The 20038-nt window shown below is 72.6% G+C and carries 20 protein-coding genes; 6 read left to right on the top strand and 14 right to left on the bottom strand.

The window, feature by feature from the left end; all coding sequences use genetic code 11:
* Window positions 1-99: 99 nt before the first annotated feature.
* Together BM051_RS19875 and BM051_RS19880 are read left to right on the top strand one after the other, a co-directional pair.
* Window positions 100-642, top strand: a complete 543-nt coding sequence (locus tag BM051_RS19875; protein WP_092533005.1) for a YbhB/YbcL family Raf kinase inhibitor-like protein — start codon at window positions 100-102, stop codon at window positions 640-642.
* Window positions 643-657: 15 nt separating this feature from the next.
* Window positions 658-1323: a phosphoribosyltransferase gene (locus BM051_RS19880; RefSeq protein ID WP_092532478.1), complete on the top strand. Its 666-nt coding sequence runs from the start codon at window positions 658-660 to the stop codon at window positions 1321-1323.
* Between the two features lie 9 nt (window positions 1324-1332).
* Here BM051_RS19880 and BM051_RS19885 read toward each other — a convergent pair whose 3' ends face one another.
* Entirely contained in the window at window positions 1333-2724 is a 1392-nt protein-coding gene (locus tag BM051_RS19885) for a pyridoxal phosphate-dependent decarboxylase family protein (protein WP_092532481.1), read from the bottom strand.
* A 4-nt stretch (window positions 2725-2728) separates the two neighbouring features.
* Window positions 2729-3910 (bottom strand): trans-sulfuration enzyme family protein, encoded by a 1182-nt coding sequence (locus BM051_RS19890; protein WP_092532484.1) that lies wholly within the window; start codon window positions 3908-3910, stop codon window positions 2729-2731.
* A 61-nt stretch (window positions 3911-3971) separates the two neighbouring features.
* Here BM051_RS19890 and BM051_RS19895 point away from each other — a divergent pair, with 61 nt between their 5' ends.
* A complete protein-coding gene (locus BM051_RS19895) occupies window positions 3972-5432 on the top strand; it encodes an aminotransferase-like domain-containing protein (protein WP_208325981.1) in 1461 nt (486 codons plus the stop codon).
* Between the two features lie 6 nt (window positions 5433-5438).
* Here BM051_RS19895 and BM051_RS19900 read toward each other — a convergent pair whose 3' ends face one another.
* Window positions 5439-5993: a DUF6069 family protein gene (locus BM051_RS19900; protein WP_208325982.1), complete on the bottom strand. Its 555-nt coding sequence runs from the start codon at window positions 5991-5993 to the stop codon at window positions 5439-5441.
* Between the two features lie 146 nt (window positions 5994-6139).
* Here BM051_RS19900 and BM051_RS19905 point away from each other — a divergent pair, with 146 nt between their 5' ends.
* On the top strand, window positions 6140-6877 hold the full coding sequence (locus tag BM051_RS19905; protein ID WP_092532487.1) for an SAM-dependent methyltransferase: 738 nt from the start codon (window positions 6140-6142) through the stop codon (window positions 6875-6877).
* A gap of 479 nt (window positions 6878-7356) precedes the next feature.
* Here BM051_RS19905 and BM051_RS19910 read toward each other — a convergent pair whose 3' ends face one another.
* The 9 genes from BM051_RS19910 to BM051_RS19950 all read right to left on the bottom strand — a co-directional run bounded on the left by BM051_RS19910 (window position 7357) and on the right by BM051_RS19950 (window position 15763).
* Complete coding sequence (locus tag BM051_RS19910; protein ID WP_134046248.1) at window positions 7357-7767, bottom strand: hypothetical protein; 411 nt, start codon at window positions 7765-7767, stop codon at window positions 7357-7359.
* A gap of 44 nt (window positions 7768-7811) precedes the next feature.
* A complete protein-coding gene (locus BM051_RS19915) occupies window positions 7812-9602 on the bottom strand; it encodes an ABC transporter ATP-binding protein (protein WP_092532493.1) in 1791 nt (596 codons plus the stop codon).
* A gap of 5 nt (window positions 9603-9607) precedes the next feature.
* Window positions 9608-10369, bottom strand: coding sequence for a class I SAM-dependent methyltransferase (locus BM051_RS19920; RefSeq protein ID WP_092532495.1), 762 nt, complete (start codon window positions 10367-10369; stop codon window positions 9608-9610).
* A 481-nt stretch (window positions 10370-10850) separates the two neighbouring features.
* Window positions 10851-11432, bottom strand: coding sequence for a hypothetical protein (locus tag BM051_RS19925; RefSeq protein ID WP_092532498.1), 582 nt, complete (start codon window positions 11430-11432; stop codon window positions 10851-10853).
* 1 nt (window position 11433) lies between these two features.
* Window positions 11434-13146, bottom strand: coding sequence for an alpha/beta fold hydrolase (locus BM051_RS19930; protein WP_208325983.1), 1713 nt, complete (start codon window positions 13144-13146; stop codon window positions 11434-11436).
* A gap of 331 nt (window positions 13147-13477) precedes the next feature.
* Window positions 13478-13657: a hypothetical protein gene (locus tag BM051_RS19935; protein WP_134046250.1), complete on the bottom strand. Its 180-nt coding sequence runs from the start codon at window positions 13655-13657 to the stop codon at window positions 13478-13480.
* A 37-nt stretch (window positions 13658-13694) separates the two neighbouring features.
* A complete protein-coding gene (locus BM051_RS19940; RefSeq protein ID WP_092532507.1) occupies window positions 13695-13874 on the bottom strand; it encodes a hypothetical protein in 180 nt (59 codons plus the stop codon).
* A gap of 183 nt (window positions 13875-14057) precedes the next feature.
* Window positions 14058-14807 carry an ABC transporter permease gene (locus tag BM051_RS19945; RefSeq protein WP_092532510.1) on the bottom strand — a complete coding sequence of 250 codons (750 nt, stop codon included), beginning with the start codon at window positions 14805-14807 and terminating at the stop codon, window positions 14058-14060.
* Entirely contained in the window at window positions 14807-15763 is a 957-nt protein-coding gene (locus tag BM051_RS19950) for an ABC transporter ATP-binding protein (RefSeq protein WP_092532513.1), read from the bottom strand. The genes BM051_RS19945 and BM051_RS19950 overlap by 1 nt, the downstream gene beginning before the upstream one ends.
* A 250-nt stretch (window positions 15764-16013) precedes the next feature.
* On the opposite strand from BM051_RS19950, the gene BM051_RS19955 reads away from it, so the two are divergent.
* Window positions 16014-17153, top strand: coding sequence for a sensor histidine kinase (locus BM051_RS19955; RefSeq protein WP_092533014.1), 1140 nt, complete (start codon window positions 16014-16016; stop codon window positions 17151-17153).
* Window positions 17150-17752 (top strand): response regulator transcription factor, encoded by a 603-nt coding sequence (locus BM051_RS19960; protein WP_092532516.1) that lies wholly within the window; start codon window positions 17150-17152, stop codon window positions 17750-17752. The genes BM051_RS19955 and BM051_RS19960 overlap by 4 nt, the downstream gene beginning before the upstream one ends.
* 574 nt (window positions 17753-18326) lie before the next feature.
* On the opposite strand, the gene BM051_RS19965 is transcribed toward BM051_RS19960, so the two are convergent.
* Both BM051_RS19965 and BM051_RS19970 read right to left on the bottom strand, forming a co-directional pair.
* The gene (locus BM051_RS19965) at window positions 18327-18710 is read right to left on the bottom strand and encodes a thiol-disulfide oxidoreductase DCC family protein (protein WP_092532519.1); all 384 of its coding nucleotides are present in this window, start codon (window positions 18708-18710) and stop codon (window positions 18327-18329) included.
* A gap of 4 nt (window positions 18711-18714) precedes the next feature.
* The gene (locus tag BM051_RS19970; RefSeq protein ID WP_092532522.1) at window positions 18715-19488 is read right to left on the bottom strand and encodes a response regulator transcription factor; all 774 of its coding nucleotides are present in this window, start codon (window positions 19486-19488) and stop codon (window positions 18715-18717) included.
* Window positions 19489-20038 lie beyond the last annotated feature (550 nt).

Genomic DNA, 20038 nt, shown 5'->3' on the forward strand with positions numbered 1-20038 from the left:
CGCACCCGCCTGCGCGACGAGTACGACGAGGTGGTGCCCGACGAGCACGCCGACCGCGCGGCGAACGCCGAGCTGCAGCGGGACAACCCGGCCCGGCCGCTGGGGGACCCGGACCGCGCCGCCGGCCCGACCGGCACCCGGGGCACCAGCCGCGGCGACCCCGACATCGACGACCCGGCCCGGCCCAGGTCGACCCCGCTCGAGCTGCGCAGCGCGGCGTTCAACGACCACACGCTGCTGCCCGAGCGGTACTCGCGGCAGGCGGGCAACCACTCGCCACCGCTGGAGTGGCGCGGCGTGCCGGACGCCACGGCGGAGCTGGTGCTGACCTGCACCGATCCGGACGCGCCGAACGGGACGTTCACCCACTGGCTCGTCACCGGCATCCCGCCGGAGTCGACCGGAGTCGGTGAGGACGAGGCCCCACCGGGCACGCTCGGCCGGAACGACTTCGGCGAGCTCGGCTGGGGCGGCCCCCAACCCCCGGTCGGCGACCAGGCACACCGGTACTTCTTCAACCTCTACGCGGTGGACCGGCCGCTCGGCCTCGGCGAGGGAGTCCGCGCGGAGGACGTGCGCGCCGCCCTCGACGACGACCGCGTGCTCGCCAAGGGCACCCTGGTCGGGTTGTTCGGCCGGTAGCCGGAGGTGAGGACGATGGACCGTACCGCGCTCAGGGCGCCGATCTTCCTCGATCGCGCGGAGGCTGGCCGGCGACTGGCCCGCGTGCTGCGCGAGCAGGAGTGGGTCGACCCCGTGGTGCTGGGACTGCCCCGCGGCGGCGTCCCGGTGGCCGCGGTGGTCGCCGAGGAGCTCGGCGCCCCGCTGGACGTCACGGTGGCGCGCAAGATCGGCGCACCCGGCCGGCCCGAGCTCGGCGTCGGGGCGGTGACCGCCGAAGGGCCGCCCATCTTCGACGACGACTCGCTCGGTTTGCTCGGGCTGACCAGGGCGGACCTGAACCGCACCTGCGCGGCCGAGCGCGCCGAGGCCCGCCGGCGGCAGGAGCTGTACCAGCGCGGTCGCGCGCCCGTCCCGCGGGAGGGTCGGGACGTCATCGTCGTTGACGACGGCCTGGCCACCGGCGTCACGGCGCGGGCGGCGCTGCGGGCGTTGGGCGAGGACCGGCCGCGCCGGCTGGTGTTCGCCGCGCCGGTGTGCGCGCCGCGCTCGGCCGACCGGTTGCGGGACGCCGCCGACGACGTGGTGTGCGTGGCGGAGCCGGAGAACTTCCGCGCGGTGGGCCAGTGGTACGCCGACTTCCGGCAGACCAGCGACGACGAGGTGATCGAGGCGCTCGGCACCGGCGAGCCGCGGAGCTGACCCGGCCGCTCAGGACACGGTCGAGCAGGCCCGCTCGATCGCCGCGGCCACGCGGTCGGCGTCCGGCTCGGTCGTGCGCCAGTTGCTGAACGCCACCCGTAGCGCGTGCTGTCCAGAGTAGACGGTTGGGGTGACGAAGGCCGCGCCGCTCCTGGCCACCTCCCGCACCACGGCCGCCACCCGCCGCTCGGTCGGATCCTCGGCCAGGGTGCAGCAGACCACGTTGAGCCGGACCGGGGCCAGCAGGCGCACCGCGCCGGAGGCGGCGAGCCGCTCACCGAGCCGCCGGGCCAGCGCGGTGTCGCGCTCCACGATCTCCCGGTGCCCCTCCCGCCCGTAGGCGGCCAGCGTGAACCACGCCGCCAGTGCCCGCAGCCGCCGGGAGCTCTCCGGTGTCAGGTGCACGAAGTCCGGCTCGGCGCCGGGCGCACCGAGGTAGGCGGAGGAGCTCGAGAACACCCGCACCTGCAGGTCCCGCCGGCGGGTGAACTGCACGGCGGCGTCGTAGGGCACGTTCAGCCACTTGTGCAGATCGACGCACACCGAGTCGGCCTCGGCCAACCCGGCCACGAGGTGTGCGTGCTCGGGGGACAGCGCGGCGAAGGCGCCGAACGCGGCGTCCACGTGGAGCCAGAAGGGGTACCGCGCGCGCAACTCGGCGACCGCCCGCAGGTCGTCGAAGTCCACGGTGTTCACCGTGCCGGCGTTGGCCACCACCACCGCCGGCCGCCCTTCGAGCGACGCCAGCTCCGCCGCGAGCCGGGACACGTCCACCGCCTCCCGGTCCGGCAGCGTGGGCACCAACCGCACGGCGTCCCGGCCGATGCCGAGCATGGACAGTGCTTTGTAGACACTCGAGTGCGGGGTGGCGGAGAGCACCGGCACCGGGCCGAGCGCCGCCACCCCCTGCCGGGCCACCGAGACGCCGGCGACCTCGCCGAGCCACTCCCTGGCGATCGCCAGCCCGGTGACGTTCGACATCGTGGCGCCGGTGACGAACGCTCCGCTGTGCGCCTCCCCCAGCCCGAGGAGCTCGCGCAGCCAGGCCACGGTCTCCCGCTCCAGGTCGGGCGCGGCGGACTCGCCGCCGGCGGCGACGTTCTGGTCCAGCACCCCGGTGAGCCAGTCACCAGCGAGGGCGGCCGGGGTCGCGCCGCCGGTCACGAAGCCCAGGTAGCGCGGCCCGGCGCTGGCCGAGAAGCCGGGCTCCCAGCGACGGATGAACTCGGCCAGCGCGCCACGCAACCCAACCCCGGCGTGCGGCAGCGGAGCCACCTCCGCCCGCGGGGTCCCGGCGACGGGACGGTGATCGAGGTCGGCCAGGATGCGCGTGGCCTCGACCCGGACGGCCTCCAGCGCGGCGGGCAGGTCGGCGAGGTCGCCGGCGAGAACGGGATCCACGCCGTCACCCCGCCGCGACCGACAGCGCCTGCTCGACGTCGGCCACGAGGTCGTCGGGGTGCTCCAGGCCGAACGCGAACCGGACGAGGCCGGGCCCGACACCGGCGGCCCTGCGTGCCTCGGGGTCCAGGTGCCGGTGCGACGTGGTTGCGGGGTGCGAGACCACGGTCTCGGTGCCGCCGAGCGAGCCCGCGTTCAGCACGAGCCGCAGCGCGCCCAGGAACTTCTCCACCGCGGCGGAACCGCCGGCGAGGTCGACGGCGACGATCCCGCCGTACCCCGCGAGCAGCCGGCCGGCCCTGGCGTGGCTGGGATGGTCGGGCAGCCCGGGTTGGTGCACGGCGGCCACCGCGGGGTGCCCCACCAGGCGCCGGGCGAGGGTGAGCGCGTTGTCGCACTGCCGGCGCACCCGCAGCGGCAACGTCTTCAGCCCGCGCAGGACAAGCCACGCGCCGAACGGGTCGGCCACCGTGCCCAGCGTGACGGCCTGATTCCAGGCGGCCACGTACCGCTCGCGGTCGGCGAAGGCGGCGATGCCGCCGACCACGTCGTGGTGGCCGCCAAGGTACTTCGTGGCGGAGTGCACGACGACGTCGGCACCGTGCTCGATCGGCCGGCACAGCAGCGGGGTCGCGAAGGTGTTGTCCACAATGGAGACCAGTCCGGCCTCGCGCGCGGCGGCGAGCAGCCCGGGCAGGTCGGGGACGTGTCCGGTCGGGTTGGCGATGGTCTCCAGGACGAGCACCCGGGACTCCGGCCGCAGCGCCGCGCGCAGCTCGGCCGGGTCGTCGGTGCCGACGTAGGTCACCTCGACTCCCCAGCGCCCAGCGAGGTCGGCCAGCGCGCCGACCGTCCCGCCGAAGAGCTGCCGCTGCGCGATCACGTGGTCGCCGTGTCGCAGCAGGCCGCGCAGCACGGAGTTCATGGCGGCCATGCCCGACGCCGTGGCCAGCGCCGCGGCACCGTCCTCGAGGTCGGCCATGGCCAGCTCGAGCGCGCGCACCGTCGGGTTGGTGTAGCCGCTGTAGGCGAACGCCCCGTCCGGGCCGGCCATCGCCGCGGCGACGTCGGCGGGACCGTCGAAGGCGAACGTGGCGTTCTGGTGGATCGGCACGGACACCGGTTGGCCCTCGACCGGGGCGACAACGGGCGGGCGCACGGCACGGGTCTCGGGGTGGTGACTCATGCGCCCCAGTCTCGATCAGTCAGCGGGCCGGCGGTAGAGCCAATGCAGCACAATTGGACCGGTGAGCGAACCACTTGCCCTGGACGAGCTCGTCGCCCGGCTCGGCCGCTGGTCGGCCGGCCGCGGGCCGCTCTACGTCCTGCTCGCCACCCGGCTGCGGCGGATGATCGACGACGGCGAGCTGCTCCCGGACACGGCGTTACCACCGGACCGGCGGCTCGCGGCGGCGCTCGCGGTGGGCCGCTCGACCGTGGTGGCCGCCTACGACCAGCTGTGCCAGGACGGCAAGATCGTCCGCCGGCAGGGCAGCGGGACCCGGGTCGCGCCGGCACCCACCCGGCCCAACCCCGACCACGCGAGCGACACGGCCAATCCACTGTTCCTGCACCTGCTGGAGCCGCCGGACGGGGTCATCCAGCTCACCTGCGCGGCGCCCGACCGCCTGCCGTCCGCGGTGGTCGCCGCCTGCGCGGCCGCGTTCGGCACCCCGCGCACCTGGGACATCGGTTACCACCCCGCCGGCCTTCCCGAGCTGCGGCGCGCGCTCGCCGCGCGGTACACCGGGCGCGGGCTGCCCGCCGACCCCAACCAGATCCTGGTCACCTCCGGGGCCCAGCAGGCGCTGTCCCTGCTCGTCGGGCTGCTGGTCGGCCCCGGTGAGGGGGTGGTGGTCGAGGCACCGACGTTCCCCGGCGCGCTGGAGGTGGTCCGGGAGGCGGCGGCGGTGCCGCGGCCGGTACCGGTCGGCCCGGACGGGCTGGACCCGGCGGCCTTCCGCGAGGCGCTGCGCCGGCACCGCCCCGCCGCGGCGTATCTGATCCCGAGCCACCACAACCCCACCGGGGCGGTACTGTCTACATTAGAGCGAAGGAGGATCGCGGAGGCCGCCGCGGAGCTCGAGGTCCCGCTGATCGACGACGAGGTGCTCGCCGAGCTGGGCTTCTCCGATGTGGACTGCCCGCCACCACCTCCGCTGGCGGCGTTCGGGCCGGACGGGTTCACCGTCGGCTCGCTGAGCAAGATCGTCTGGGGTGGCCTGCGGCTCGGGTGGGTGCGCGGCCCCGCGGCGCAGGTCGCCCGGCTGGCCCGGCGCAAGGCGGTGCACGACTTCGGCTGCCCGGTGCCGGTCCAGGTGGCCGCCGTCGAGGTGGTCGCCGCCCTCGACACGGTCCGCGCGGAGCGGGTGGCCGAGCTGCGGGAACGGCACGGCGTGCTGTGCGCGGAGCTGGCCGCGGCGCTGCCGTCGTGGCGGTTCCGGCCGGCCGCCGGCGGGCAGACGCTCTGGGTCCGGCTGCCGCACGGTGACGCGGTGTCGTTCGCGCAGGCTGCGCTGCGGCACGGAGTGGCGGTGCTGCCGGGAAACTCGCTCGACGCGTCCGGGTCGAGCGGGGCACACCTGCGGATCCCGTTCCTGGCCGGGCCGGAGGAGCTGGCCGAGGCGGTGCGCCGGTTGGCAGCGGCATGGCGGGACTACGCGCCGGCCGGCGAGCCGAGGGCGGCGCTGGCGCCGCTGGTGGTGTAGCGGGATTTAGTAGGACGAGCGGCGCGGGCGTTGGGCGCGGCCGGCCATGCCGGCGATCAGCGTGCCGATCGCGACGCCGATGACCAGGTAGATCGCCGCGTTGGTGAGCTGCACGGGCAGCCGGACCGACGTGGTGAACGGCAGCACCGCGAACGCGACCGTGCCGAGCGCGATGATCCAGGTGAAGAACGCCATCGGCCGCGGGGCGAGCAACAGCAGCAGGTGCGCGATGGCGGTGGCCAGTAGCGCGGCGATCGCGGCGAAGGCGGCCAGCCAGCCGGCGCCGACGTAGTCGAACGCGCCGCGCGTGTTGGCCGGGGCGATCACCGGGACGTCGAACACTCCGTCGGTGATGAGCACCGCCACCACCGCGACCAGCGCCGCCACCAGCGCGGTGGCCAGCCCGCCCATCCAGAGCGTGCGGGTGTCGACCGAGGGACCGCGATCGTAGCCGGTGCGGTCGTGGCCAGTGCGGTCGTAGCGGGTGTACTCGCGGGTCGGCTCGGACTCGCGTTCGTAGTGGCCCCGCTGGGGGGTGTCGTCGTAGGAGGGGTTGCCCACAGCCGCTCCCGTCGCCTCGAGGTCCGTTACCCGTACGCTAGTCCGGGTGACGGCGGGTCGCAGGCCAAGGCGGATCGTGGTTACGCCGATCGGGTGGGTTCGCGTAGGTTCGTCGGCGACTCGAAGACTCGCGAAACGGGGGTGCGATGTCCGAGCCCGAGTTCGACGTCGATGGCGTGTTCGGTGACGACTACCTCTACTTCTTCCTGGAACGGGTCGAGGAGCGCAGCGCGGCCGACGTCGACCTGGTCTGGCGCCTGCTGGAGCTGGAGCCGGGGATGGAGGTCCTCGACCTGGCCTGCGGCCACGGGCGGATCGCCAACCGGCTCGCCGCGCGGGGCTGCCGGGTCACCGGGCTGGACTACACCCGGGTCTTCCTGGAGCGGGCCCGCGCGGACGCGGCCGAGCAGGACCTCCCGGTCGAGTACGTGCACGGCGACATGCGGAGCCTGCCGTGGACGGGGCGGTTCGACCGGATCGTCTGCTGGCTCAACTCCTTCTGCCTGTTCGACGACGAGGGGATCCGGCGGGTGCTGGCCTCGGCCGCGGCCGCGCTCCGGCCGGGCGGCAGGCTCGGCATGGAGACCGCGAACTACCCGTTCCTGGCGCGGAACAGCCAGCGGGCGGACGTGGTCGACCGCGACGGCGACATGGTGGTGGACCGGCAGCGGCTGGACCCGCTCACCAACCGCAGCGTCATCGACCGCACGTTCGTCCGCGGCGGCAGGACGCGGCGGAGCCCGTTCTTCATCCGGCTGTTCACCTTTCCGGAGTTGCGCGACTGGCTGCGCGGGGTGGGCTTCGGCACCGTCCACGGCTACGGCGAGGACGGCGCCCCGCTGACCGCGGAGCACCGCCGGATGATCACCCTCGCGACCTTGTGACACCCGGCTCCCGCGGTGCACGGGTGAGCGTGGTCAGTCGACCAGGCAGGCGGCCGACACCAGTCCCAGCCCCGAGCTGACCCGAGCGAGCCCTGGCAGGGTTGTCCACAGCTACCGCCCGTTGTGCACAACCCTCCAACGGAAAGCGCTTCCCGCCAGCCTGCCGGGACCGACCCGATAAACTTGACCAGGGAAGCACCCCCCGAAGGGAGGGCGGGCTTTGGGGGGCGGCTTCGCGAGGCGCGAAAGCTCCGTTGGTGCTGACGCGCGGGCGGACGCCACCACCAGCGGCCATCGCGGAGCGGTTTGGCGCGCCTTGTTCGCTGGGCGGACCATCCTGTGCTACCCACCCGGCCCGACTACCGCTCGCAGCGACACCGAGCGCGGTTGATGCACGACCGGCGCGCCGGGCGGACCAACCTGTGCGGCCCCGCCCGGCCCGGCTGCTGGGTGCGAACCGGGCGCGGCCGGCTCGACGGTCACAACGGGCGCGGGCTGCCACAGTGGTCGTGCGTTTCCCCTCGGCACACCTTGCCGTACGCCGTGCTGGTCGGCGCGTAGCTGGGGAAGCGGGCCTCCACCGGCGCGTCGCCCTCCCCGCAGACGGTCGCGGTCCTGCTGTACCTCGGCGGTATCAGGTCCCGCGCCACGCCGGTCCAGAGCGAGTAGCACCCGTCACCGCTGTTGCGCAGGTCGCCGGTGATCACGTACGTGCCGAAGATGGTGTTCGGCGGCCGCTCGATGTGCCCGGTGCCCGACGCGGTCGCCGTCTCGAACGACACCGACCAGTCGCGCGGCGCCGCCCCGGCCGGCGCGGCGGCCAGTACTCCCGCCGCCAGCACCGCCGCCGCGAACCCGGCCCACACGCTCGCCCTGCGCTTCCTTGCCACAACCAACTCCCTTCTCACACCCAAGATCCTCTACTTCGGACAACTCAACCCGGCCGGGACATCACCAGCGCGGGCTCCCGCGCCGCGCGCTCCGAACCGTCGGTCCCGACCCCTCGGTCCCGCGTCGACCCGGCCCACCGCCGGTACAGCTCGTCCCGCTCGAGCAGGTCCTCGTGCGTGCCGACGTGCCGCACCCGGCCATCGCTGAGCACCACGATCCGCTCGGCGTCCACCACCGTCGACATCCGGTGCGCGATCGCCACCACGGCGCAGTGCGCGGACACCCTGCGCAGCGTCTGCCGGAACGCGGCCTCCGCGTCGCTGTCCAAGTTGGACGTCGCCTCGTCGAGCAGTAGCACGGCCGGCCGCTGCAGCAACGCCCGCGCGATGCACAGCCGCTGCCGCTGCCCGCCGGACAGTCCGCTTCCCTGCTCGCCGAGCGGCGTCTCCAGGCCGCGCGGCAGCTCGGCCACGAGATCGGCCAGCCCGGCCAGCTCCAGCGCCTGCCGGATGTCCGCCTCGCCGGCGGACGGGTTCGCGTACACCAGGTTCTCCCGCAACGTGCCGCGCAGCGCCACGCTGTCCTGCTGCACGTAGCCGACCCGGCCCCGCAGCACGTCCAGCGGTAGCTCGGCCACGTCGTCCCCGCCGACCAGGACCTGGCCGGACACCGGCCGGTAGAACCGCTCGACCAGCTGGAACAGCGTGGTCTTGCCGGCACCGGACGGCCCGACGACGGCGGTGAGCCCGCGGGCCGGGACGTCGAAGCTCACCCCGGAGAGCACCTCCTCGGCGCCGTATCCGAAGTGGACGTCACGGAACTCGACGGCGGGCGCGGAACTATCCACATTAGACACCGGAACGGGCCGCTCAGGCTCCTCCACCGGGATCTCGGCGAGCTCGTCCACCCGCTGCACCGCAGCCCGGCCCTGCTGGAACTGCCCGATCGACAGGAAGACCAGCACCAGTGGCGAGACCAGGTAGAACAGGTACATCACGAACGCGGTGAGGTCGGCGATCGGCATCGCTCCCGTCGCGGCGCGGGTCATCCCGACGCCGACCACGGCCGCCAGCGACACCTGCAACCCCACGTTCATCGTGGGGGTGAGCATCGCGCTGAGCGCGCCGACCCGGACACCGGAGCGCCGGGCCCGCTCCGCCAGCTCCACGATGCGCCGCTGCTCGCGCCCCTCGGCGCGGGCGGCCTTGACCGTGGGCAGCGCCGAGAGCGCGCGCTGCAGGTCCGCGCCGAACTCCCCGGTGTCGTCCCGGTTCTGCACGGCCACCTTCCGCAGCCGCCGGGCCAACCACAGTGACACGCCGCTGGCCACCCCCAGGCAGGCCAGCGTCAGCACCATCAGCCAGGCGTCGATGAGGAACATGAGCACCACGCCACCGGCCACCATGAAGCCGTTGATCACCAGTTGGGCGAGGCTGTGCGAGAGCGCGACCTTCACCATCGACGTGTCGGTGACCGCCCTGGTGAACACGTCGCCCTGCTGGTGCCGGCCGAACTCGCCGAGGTCGGCCCGCAGCAGCCGGCCGACCAGGGAGCGCCGCACGTCGAAGACGATGCCCTCCCCTGCCCGTCCGATGAGGTAGGCCTGCGCGGCGGAGAGGCCCGCGTCGGCGCAGAACAGGCCCACCATCAGCAGGACGGGCCAGGCCAGCGACGTGTTTCCGGCGGCGGCGCGGATCAGCTCACCGATCGCGAGCGGCTGGCCGAGCGCCGCGGCCGCACCGAGCATCCCGAGCACGACGCCGACGAGCAGCGGGTTGCGGTGCCGGCGGGCGATGCGCCAGGTGGAGCGCGGGTCGACGGGTACCGTCCGCATTCCGCTCACCCGTCGTAGGCATAGACGGCGATGAACATCGTGGATTCCTCCGAGTAGGGGGTACCGAGCCAGTCGGTCACCAGACTCCGCCGCACCAGACCGGCGTCGGCGGCGTAGCCGTCCACCTCCTCCGGCGTGGTCAACCGGCTCCGCTCGGTGCCCACCTGGGACGATCCGCCCTCGAACCAGATGTGCGAGGCCTGCCAGAGGGTCTCGTCGGGGCTCAGGGTGGAGTAGGTGAGCAACCCGGTGTTCGGCTCGGGGTAGGGCACGAAGAAGGACGTGCGGCGGCGGCCCTCGTGCATGGCCAGCACCCCGCCGCGGTTGTGCGTCTCCACCACCAGTGCGCCGCCCGGCGCCAGCCGGTCCGCGGCCCGCCGGATCGCCGCCCGCTGCTCGTCCGGTTCCAGGAGCATCGACAGCGTGGCGCACACGCACACCACCAGGCCGTACTTCTCGTCGTCGGTGTACTCGCGGATGTCGGCGTGCACCGGGACGACGTCCGCGTCCTTCTCCTTGATCTCCCGGCGGAGCTGGTCGAGCATCTCCGGCGAGGAGTCCACCCCGACCACGGTGCCGACGCGGGCGGACAGCGGAATCGCGATCCGACCGGTGCCCACGCCGAGCTCGAGGGAGCGCAGACCGTCGCCGGGATGCAGCTCGGCCAGTTTCTCCGCGGCCCGCTCGGCGTAGTCGTCCTTCCGGAAGATCCGGTCGTAGAAGCCCTCGAACTCCCGCCCGTATCCGATGTCGTGCACCACGCTCATACGCGAACTCCCGCCTGGTTGGGGGCATGGCTGTTATTCGCTCTATTCGAGTCTATTCCGCGAGGCGCCCCGGACAACCGGTGGAGGCAGATACGGCTATTTTGTGCCCACCCAGCCGGGACCGCCTCGGCAGAAATAACGAGACCCGTCCGCGAACCGGCAGAACCTCGACGGCGGAAACGCCAGCGACACCAAGGCCGCCCTCAGCGACGACCTCGGAACACGAGCAGGCGCGTCCCGCCGGTCTCCCGGCAGAACGCGCCTGCTCACGCCGCCGCTACGAGCCCAACCCCGCCGGCCCGTGGCGGCCGCGGGGCGGCGGCGGACATTTGTCGAAAATTTACCTCTTCTTGTTCTTGGCCACCGCGCCCACCGCGATGGCCGCGACGATCAGAATGGCGATCACGAAGATCGTCAGCACGGCTGGATCCATCGAGCCTCCTCGGGCCGTAAATTCACATCTTCTCGATGTGCCATCACTTTACCGGGCAGTGCCGGTCGGCGCAGTCCGCGCGGCGTCCACCATCGGGGTGTAGGGCGACACGAAGATGATTTCCGGGTCGCTCGACTCGTCGTATCCGGTGTGCCGGGCGAGGGCGAACTGGAAGCCCCTGACCTCGCCGAGCCCGGCCGACCGAACCTCCTTGCGGATGAACTCGCGCAGCATCTTGTACGACGGCAGCTTCACGATCTCCGCGAAACCTCGGTCCAATGTGGAGATCAGCTCGCTACAGATGTCGAAGATCGCCTTCTCCGGCCGCCGGCCGGGAAACCACGCGATCTGCCACGGCGTGCGACCGGCGATCACCTCCACCAGCCGCCACGGCGACGCCTCGCCGGCGGCGTCCAGCACCCGGTAGGTGATGTGGTAGTCGTGCTGCGCCGGCTCCGGGGCGAAGAACCGCCAGTTGGGGAACAGCGCGGAGAAGATGTCGATCCGCTGCACGCGGCTGAAGCTCGGGTTGGGATGCTGGCTGGCCGCGGTGCCGACCAGCACCAGCGCGCCGAGCAGCCGGGCCAGTCCGCCCCGACCGCCGAACGCCTTCCTCATCACCGACGTCATCTCAGCGCACCTCCCCTGCCGTCGCCGGCTCCGCGACGGCGGAAGCGTCCTCGGTGCCGATCTCGTCCAGGAAGCCGAGGATGTGCTCGCCCACCTCGGTGGCCAGCCGGGCGCTGGTGAGCAGCGAGTCGTGGTCGGCTCCCTCGACCACGGCCGTGCGCACCACCTTCCCGCGCCCGCGGTGGGCGTCGGCCAGCTCCTTGTGCATGAGCAGTTGCTCGGGATCCCGGTCGACGGTGTGCTGCGCCGAGAGCACCAGCGCGTGCGCGTCGACCGGCGGCAGCGCGCAACCGGGGTCGAAGGAGCGGAAGTCCCGCTCGGTCGCCGCCCACTCCCGCAGGCCGGCCTCCCACATCCGCCGGTCGGCGTACTGGGCGAAGGCACGCGACCGGTAGCTCGCCGGCAGGTTGTTCACCCACTCCGGGCGCACCAGCAGCCCGCCGAGCCCCAACTTGAGGCTCGTGACGAACATGTCGATGCCGCCCTTGAGCCGCTTCGCCGCCTCGTCCTGCTGCTTCGAGCGGGCCAGCTCGCCGGGGTGCGAGCTGTCCAGGTACACGATGCCGCGGACCCGGTCGCCGAGGACGCCCGCGGCCCGCCGGGCCAGCTCGCCGCCGAGGGAGTGCCCGACGATCACGACGTCCCGGCCCTCCGGCACCGCGCCCTCGATCAGGTCGACGAGGTCGTCCACCGACTCCTGGAGGGTGAACTCGCGGCCACCGCGGTAGTCGCTGGCGGCGTAGCCCGCACGGTTGTAGGTGATCAGGTCGTGGTCGCTGTCCTCCACCAGCTTCTCGGTGATCCAGCCGAAGTGCTCGGCCGTGGACAGCAGGGCGTTGACGAACACCACCACGGGAGTCCGCCGGTCCGGCCGCAGCCGGAGGTCGTAGCTGAGCCGGTTGCCGTGCCGGGTGGTGATCGTGCGGCTGCCCGGCCAGCCCTCGGTGGCGCGGGCCCTCCTGGCCACCGCCGTGCCGGCCAGCCCCGCCACCGCGAGGCCCGCGGCCAGCGCGGTGCCCAGCACCGCCCGGTCGTCCCGGCCGGCCACCTGAGGCGCCCGCTTCGGCGCGCTGGTGTAGGCCACCATCGGGTGCATCGCGATGAACGACGTCACGAACCGGCCGAGCCCCATGAGGAAGCCGTTGGCGACGTGGAAGGTCGCGGCGCTGCCGATGATCGGCCGGGCGAGCAGCCCGCCGCGGAGGTAGGCCACTGGGAACAGGCACTCCAGCGCGAGCACGCCGTGGGCCAGGTAGCGCGCGGCGGTCGGGTACCGCTGGGTGAGCGTCCAGAAGCCCTTGTGCCCGTAGGTGCGGGTGCGCATCACCCCGCCGAGCGCCGAGCCCTCCCGCCAGGACCGGCCGATCAGCTTGACCCAGCCGGACACCAGGTAGGACAGGTTGGACTGCAGCGCGATGTACCACATCAGCGCGTCCTTGACCTCGGGCGAGCGCGCCAGCCGGGCCAGCCCGGCCGTGGTCTGCACCAGGGTGGCCACCTGGTCGGAGCCGTCGGTGCCGTAGCGGTGCCGCGGGTACAGTGCGGCGTTGCTCATCCCGAGGAAGACGTTCGCCGCGCCCCGCCACCGGCTCCGCCCCGGCAGCAACAGGCCCGCGCTCGCCGCGACCCTGGCGACGTGCAACGCGAAGGTGGTGTGGTCCCGGCCGAAGATGTCCAGCACGGCACGGGTGAACGGGTGGGACTTGAAATGCACCTCACGCCCGATGGTCCAGTCGTTCAACCCGCCGGGTCGAATGTCTCTCGATCGGGTGAGATATTCCAGGCTGGCGGTCAACGAGGTCGCCGCGGTCAGCCGTTCCGACATCCCCAGCGCGCGGTCACGGGAGAGCGGTACCGGCCCGAACAGGGCGGAGGACACTTTTCTCGGTAGCGATGTCACGACGATCTCCAGGAAATGCCCGGTTTCCGGTGGATGAGTTCTCTCTTTCGCCCGGTTCGTCCGATCCGCCCGCCCGGGCCGCCTGGCCGGTCCGGCGCCTGACCGGCCAGACGGCGTGCGGCGACGAGCGCCGGCCGAGGCCGGATCAGCCGCGGCCGGCCTCGAACGCCGCCACGGTCGCGGAGGCGATGGCCACACCGCCGAGGAAGGCACCCGGGGTCCCCAGCACCGGGGACGCACCCGGGAACACCGCGCCCTCGGTGGAGCTGACCTCGACCGATGCCAGGTCCGGCGAGGTGTTGAGTCGTGCGACGAGCTGGTCCATGGTGCTCTCCATTTCAGCTACCTCGATCGGGGGCCGGTCAGCCGACGGCCTTGCCGGCGGCGTAGGCACCGGTCACCACGCCGGCGCCGGCCACGAACGCACCCGCCAGCGCCGGGGTGGCCAGCACGGGGGTGGCCGCCTCGGCGATCCGACCCGCGTGGTTCTCGTCCAGTTTCCCGAACTCCTCGGCCTGGATGTTGAGCTTCTCTTCCAGCATATGAATCTCCTTGTTGATCCATTTTCGTGGCGATTGCCACATCGCTGAGTGTAAGAAGCTCGATCATCGGAGCAACTCGTCCGTGTGAATCCTGGTAGATCTGCGGAGTGAAGCTCGCCATATCTGTGGAGTCAGCTTCGCTAATTCTGCCGATCTGATCTCCGCGCTAGTGGACCATATTGCTCATCGGCGCGGCTCCCAGCGGAACCAGCGGCGAGCGGCCAACCCACCGAGCGCCACCCAGGCCACCAGCACGCCCAGACCCGGCGCCGACGCGGCGAGCTGACCGGTGAACGTCGACTCCCCGCCGCCGTAGGCCTGCCGGAGCACCTCCAGCACCGCGCCGCCGGGCAGCAGCAGCTGGACGGGGGACAGCCCGTGCGCGATGTCCATGCCGGCCCACACCCCGCTTCCAACCAGCAGGATCAGGAACGGCAACCCGACCGTCTGTGCCTGCTCCGCGGAGTGGGTGACCCCGGTGGTGGCCATCCCCGCCGTCACACCCACGGCGGTGCCGGCCAGCAGCACCAGCAGCACCAGCAGCGGGTTCGCCGGCACGGCCGGGCCGGCGACCGCGACGACCACCAGCATCAGCAGGCACTGCGCCAGCGTCAGCACGATCACCGGGGAGAGCACGCCCAGCAGCACGGTGGTGTCGGAGACCGGACCGCTGCGCAGCCGCTTGAGGTACAGCTCGTCCCGCCGGTAGGACAGCGACGCCGCCGAGGTCATGTACGCCGACATGCCGAAGAGCAGCATCAGCATCATGCTGACCTCGAAGCCCCAACCGACCACGTGCGGGCTGGTGCGCCCGGTGAACACGAAGGTCGCGGCGACGGCCAGTGGCATGAGCACGCCGGCGGCGATCATCGCCAGGTTGCGGGTCAGCAACGTGAGCTCCGCCCGCGAGATCGCGGCGAGTGCGGTCCCCATCAGACGGTCACCTCCTCGGGCTCGTCGGCCGGCGCCGCGCCGGCCCGCTTCCGGTCCACCACGGCGTGGAACACGTCCTCGAGCGACGCGTGGTGCGCGCGGAAGCGCTGCAACGGCAGCTCGTGCGCGCTCGACCACTGCACGACCGCGGTCAGGTCGCGCTGCAGGTCCCGGGTGCGGATGTGCAGCCGCCCCGCGCCCAGCCGGCGCCGGTCCAGCTCGCCGGTCACCGCGGGCAGCTCGATCCCCGGCCCGAACCCGGGCGGCAGGTCGAAGCTGATCTCCGCGCGCTCCTGGTCCAGGACCTCGACGAGGCTGCCGGCGACCGCGATCCGGCCCTCGTGCAGGATCGCCAGCCGGTGCGCGAGCTTCTCGGCCTCCTCGAGGTAGTGCGTGGTGAGCAGCACGGTCGTGCCATCGGCCAGCAGCTCGCGGATCACCTGCCAGGTGGCCTGCCGTGACTCCGGGTCGAGCCCGGTGGTGGGCTCGTCGAGGAACAGCACCTCGGGCCGGCCGAGGGTGGCCAGCACCAGGTCGAGCCGCCGCTTCTCCCCGCCGGAGAGCTGCTTGACCCGCACGTCGCGCCGGTGCACGAGGTCCAACCTGGCCAGCGCCTCGTCCACATCGGACGCCTGGGGAACCAGGTGGGTCCACAGTCGCACGGTCTCCGCCACCGTCAGGTCGCCGGCGAAACCGCTTTCCTGCAACATGATCCCGCAGCGCTCCCGGACGAGCCGGCGCTGCCGGAACGGGTCGGCGCCGAGCGCCCGCACGGTCCCAGCGGTGGGCGCGCGGTGTCCCTCGACGATCTCCATGGTCGTCGTCTTGCCCGCGCCGTTGGTGCCGAGCAGGGCGAACAGCTCGCCACGGTGAACCTGGAAGCTCACCCCCCGCACGGCCTCGAAGTCGCCGTAGGAGTACCGGAGGTCCGCGACCTCCACCACTGGTGTGTCCATGTCGCGAGGCTCGCAGGCACGAGCCGCGGTCCGCCAGAACCGGACGTCAACACCTCACGTGCGGTCCGCCCTGCCGGGTCGTGACAAACGTCATGCCCGGCCGCATGACGACCGCCGAGCATCGACAGAGCGCCGGCGAGGGGAGGAGCGGGGGCGGGATGAATGCGGCCAGAAGGACGCATGGCGCCTGGTTATCCTGCTCGTCGTGAACTCCGCGGCGGCACCACCCAGCGGCGCCAGACTACGGCGGATGCGTGCCTACACCTGGTGGTCGCTGGTGGCGATGAGCAGCCTCGCGCTGGCGCCGGTGGGGTTCGGGATCGCCAACGACGAGCTGCGCCCACCCGGGCTGCCGGTGCTGGTCGTCGCGGCGGTGGGCGCGGCGGCGCTGCGGATCCGGTTCGTCCACCAAGCGATGCGTGGCCTCCCGCGGCTGCCCCGGCCACGTGCCGAGCACCTCGCCGGCATCGCCGGCACGGAGCTGGTCTGGGGCTACGTCGTGCTGACCCAGCCGGTCCCCGGCTGGTGGATGTTCCTGCCCGCCGTGGTCGGCGGCGCGGTCGTGTTGAACCTGGTGACGTCGGCGCGGTGGTGGACGGCGGCCGGGCTGATGCTGGCGACCGCGCTCACCGGGGCGGTGGCGGCGGCGGTGGGCACGAACGACCCGCTCAACCCGGTGATCGCCATGCTGGCCGGCGCGCTCGTCGTCGGGGTGTTCGTGGCACTCGACGTCGTGCAGCTGTGGTTCTGGGACGTGGTGGCCGAAGTGGACAGAGCAAGGGCGACGGCCGCGGAGCTCGCGGTGGCGAGGGAGCGGTTGCGGTTCGCGGCCGAGCTGCACGACGTGCAGGGTCACCACCTGCAGGCGATCATGCTCAAGGGCGAGTTCACCGAGCGGCTGATCGGCCGGGACGACGCGGCCGCGCGGCAGCAGGCCGCCGAGCTGACCGAGCTGGCCCGCACGGCGCTGACCGAGACCCGCAAGGTCGTGCACGGCTACCGCACGACGACGCTGACCGCCGAGGTGACCAACGCCGTGGACATCCTGCGCGCCGCCGGCATCGCCGCCGAGGTGCACGGCAGCGCCGCGGACGTCCCGCCGCCGCTGCAGCAGCTGTTCGGCGCGCTGGTGCGCGAGGGCACCACGAACGTCCTGCGGCACAGCAAGGCGCAGCACTGCGTGTTGACGATGGAGAGCGCCGGGGGCTGGGCACGGGTGCGGCTGGCCAACGACGGGCCGACCGGCTCCCCGGACGGCGGGGGCAGCGGGATCGCCAGCCTGCGCGAGCGGTTCGCCACCCTGGGCGGCCGGGTACGCGCCGGTCGCACCGACGACGGGTGGTTCGAGCTGGTCGGCGCGGCCCCCGAGCCGGGAGAGGAGCGCCGATGATCCGGATCGTGCTGGCCGACGACGAGGATCTCATCCGCGGCGCGCTGGCCGCCCTGCTCGATCTGGAGGACGACATCGAGGTGGTCGCGCAGGCCAGCGACGGACGCGCCGCCGTGGAGCTGGCCCGGCGGCACCGGCCGGACCTGGCGGTGCTGGACCTGGAGATGCCGGGTTGGGACGGGCTGGCCGCCACCCAGGTGCTGAGCAGGGAGCTGGGCGTCCCGGTGGTGCTGGTGACCCGGCACGCGCGGCCAGGGGTGCTCAAGCGCGCGTTGGCCGAGGGAGTGCGGGGGTTCGTACCGAAGACGACGTCGGCGTCCCGGCTGGCCGAGATCCTGCGCGACGTGCACGCCGGCGGTCGCTATGTCGACTCGGAGATCGCGGCGTCCGCGCTCACCGCGACGAGTTGCCCGCTGACCGAGCGGGAGCTCGAGCTGCTGCGGTACGCCCTCGACGGGCACCCGGTGACGGCGATCGCCGAGCGCGCCCACCTCGCCCCCGGCACCGTGCGCAACTACCTCTCGGCCGCGATGACCAAGCTGGGCGCGCACACCCGCTACGAGGCGGCCCGCCGCGCCTGGGAGGAGGGCTGGATCTGACGGCGCCTCCCTCCCCCGTCGGCAACGGCTCCCGCCACCCCACACTTCCGTCGGCAACGGAACGGCTCGGCGGCACGACCTTGTCCGGACACGTGACACAGACGGATACAGTGCCGCCGACGGGTCAACTCGCGGCGCCGACATCACGACGGAACCGCAAGTAACCATCCCCCACCCGATCCCGGGGGCCGGCCCCACGTCCATTCTACCGCTGGTCAGGGCGCTGGAGGGCCGCCGCGGAGAACTGTGGACAACTTCGGGGGTCGCGGCGGCGCGAATGGTCGCCTCGTGTCGAGTTTCCTCCATTGGGGTGAAGGGATGAAGGGGTGAATGGGGGTCAACGGCCGGCGGGTTCATCCGGCCCGAGCACGGCCCGAGCACGGCCCGGGTCGCGGTGATGCCGGGAGTGTGATCGACAGCCGGAACCCGACCACAGGCTTACCCCGCGTGCCCGGCGACGAGCTGGACGAGGCGGTGCTGGACCTGCTCGGCTCGGCGGCGCCGTACAGCACGGCGCCGCCGAGGCCCGACGCGGCCCGAGCCGACCGCGGGGCGGCCCTGGCCGGCGCTGGCGCTACCCTGGCCGCTCGATACGGCAGGCCGCGGTTGAGCCCGGCAGCCGGTACCGGTTGCGCGCCACCAACCGGTAGACCGCGCGAGCCAGACCGCGGAGTCCGGGCAGCGCGAGCAGCCGGCCGGCGAACCGCAACCGGGAAGGTGACTCGCGCACGCACGCGGCGATGGCGTCGGCGCCGCCGAGCGGCCGCCGCCCCGGCCGAGTGAGCACCACCTCGGTCATCAGTGCCTCGGGCGAGGCGGGCAGCTCGTGGTCGGGCACGCTCTGCCATGGGCGCGCGGGGAAGCCCAGCAGGTTCCGCTGGTCCAGCCAGGCCACCGATTTCGTGCAGAAGCCGCAGTCGCCGTCGTAGAGCAGGACGGCACCGGTGGTCGCGGACATGCGCTCACCCCGCGATGTCGTTCATCGGGACCCGGTTCATCGCCTGGCTCACCGCCACACCGTCCATCGGCGTCGGCCGCAGCGGCACGCGGTTGACCTGGGTGAGGCCGGTGAGCCCGACGCGGTGCGCGATCGCCGCGGCCTCCGTGCGGTTGGCGACGTCGAGCTTGCGCAGGATGCGGAGCACGTGCGAGCCGACCGTGGAGTGGGTGATGTGCAGCTCCCTGGCGATCGCCGAGTTGGACAACCCGCGCGCGATGCAGATCAGCACGTCGTGCTCCCGCTCGGTGAGCTCGTCGAGGCGCTGGCAGTCCGAGGGCCGCATCAGCTCGGCGAGCTGGTCGCGGAGGTTGGTCATGATCGCCGGCGACACGAACAGCCGCCGGTCGAACGCGGAGTGGATCGCCGCGGCGAGGTTCCACGGGGAGTCGTGGTCCAGCACGACACCCGAGACGCCGGCGGCGAGCGCGTCGCCCATGCCCTCCTCGCTCAGGCCGCAGACCACCACCACGGGCTGCGGCTCGCGGCGCCGGGAGGCGCTGCGCACCGGCGGCTGGTCGGCCACCTCGCCCGTTGCCTCGAGGAAGGTGGCCAGCCGCACCATCCACACGTCGACATCACCGCCCGGCCGTGTCCCGTGCGGCACCCACCCGCTGTGTTGCACGTTCCGCCGCAGTGTGATGTTGAACCTGTTCAGGTCCAGCGCGTGCAGCCAGGAGAAGCACGTGCCACCGCTCAGGCGGTGGTGTTCACTCTCGATCAGGCCCACAGCGACCATAAGAAACACCCCAGTTCACGATTTGGTTGTTCGATGTGCCGAGCCGACGAGAGGTCGGCGGCGCGTGCGGATACCCGCCATTGCGAAGGAAATATTGAGCAATGACCGGTCCGGGCGCTTCGGTTCACCCGGCGGACGGCATGATTGAATATTCAGTCTTCCCGTTCTCCCGGCCGTTCATCCGAGTGGTGCCGGCGCTTTCTCCGACCACCCGGTGGATCCAGTCCCGTGAACGACCGACTCACCGCGTTCTCCTCGTGCCGCCTTATCCTCCGCTTCGGCGCGATGCCGCGGTCGGGTCGCGCAGCGCTGCCCGTATTCCCGCCGACGCCACTCCCGACCCCCTGACCTGGTCTTTCGTGACTTCGACCCGGGGAGACTCACGCCGGACCGGCTCGCACCCCAGCCCAGAATGACTCCACTGGCTCCGGCGCCCCGACCGCTCCCTCGCCTCGTGCACACAGTGGTATCGATCCGGTTGGTGATCACGGGCCGAAGTAACGTGTCCCGGCCTCGACGCGATCACCTGAACAAGGAAAGCTCGCAACCT

The sequence above is a fragment of the Amycolatopsis arida genome (genome assembly GCF_900115565.1).
GTDB lineage: Bacteria > Actinomycetota > Actinomycetes > Mycobacteriales > Pseudonocardiaceae > Yuhushiella > Yuhushiella arida.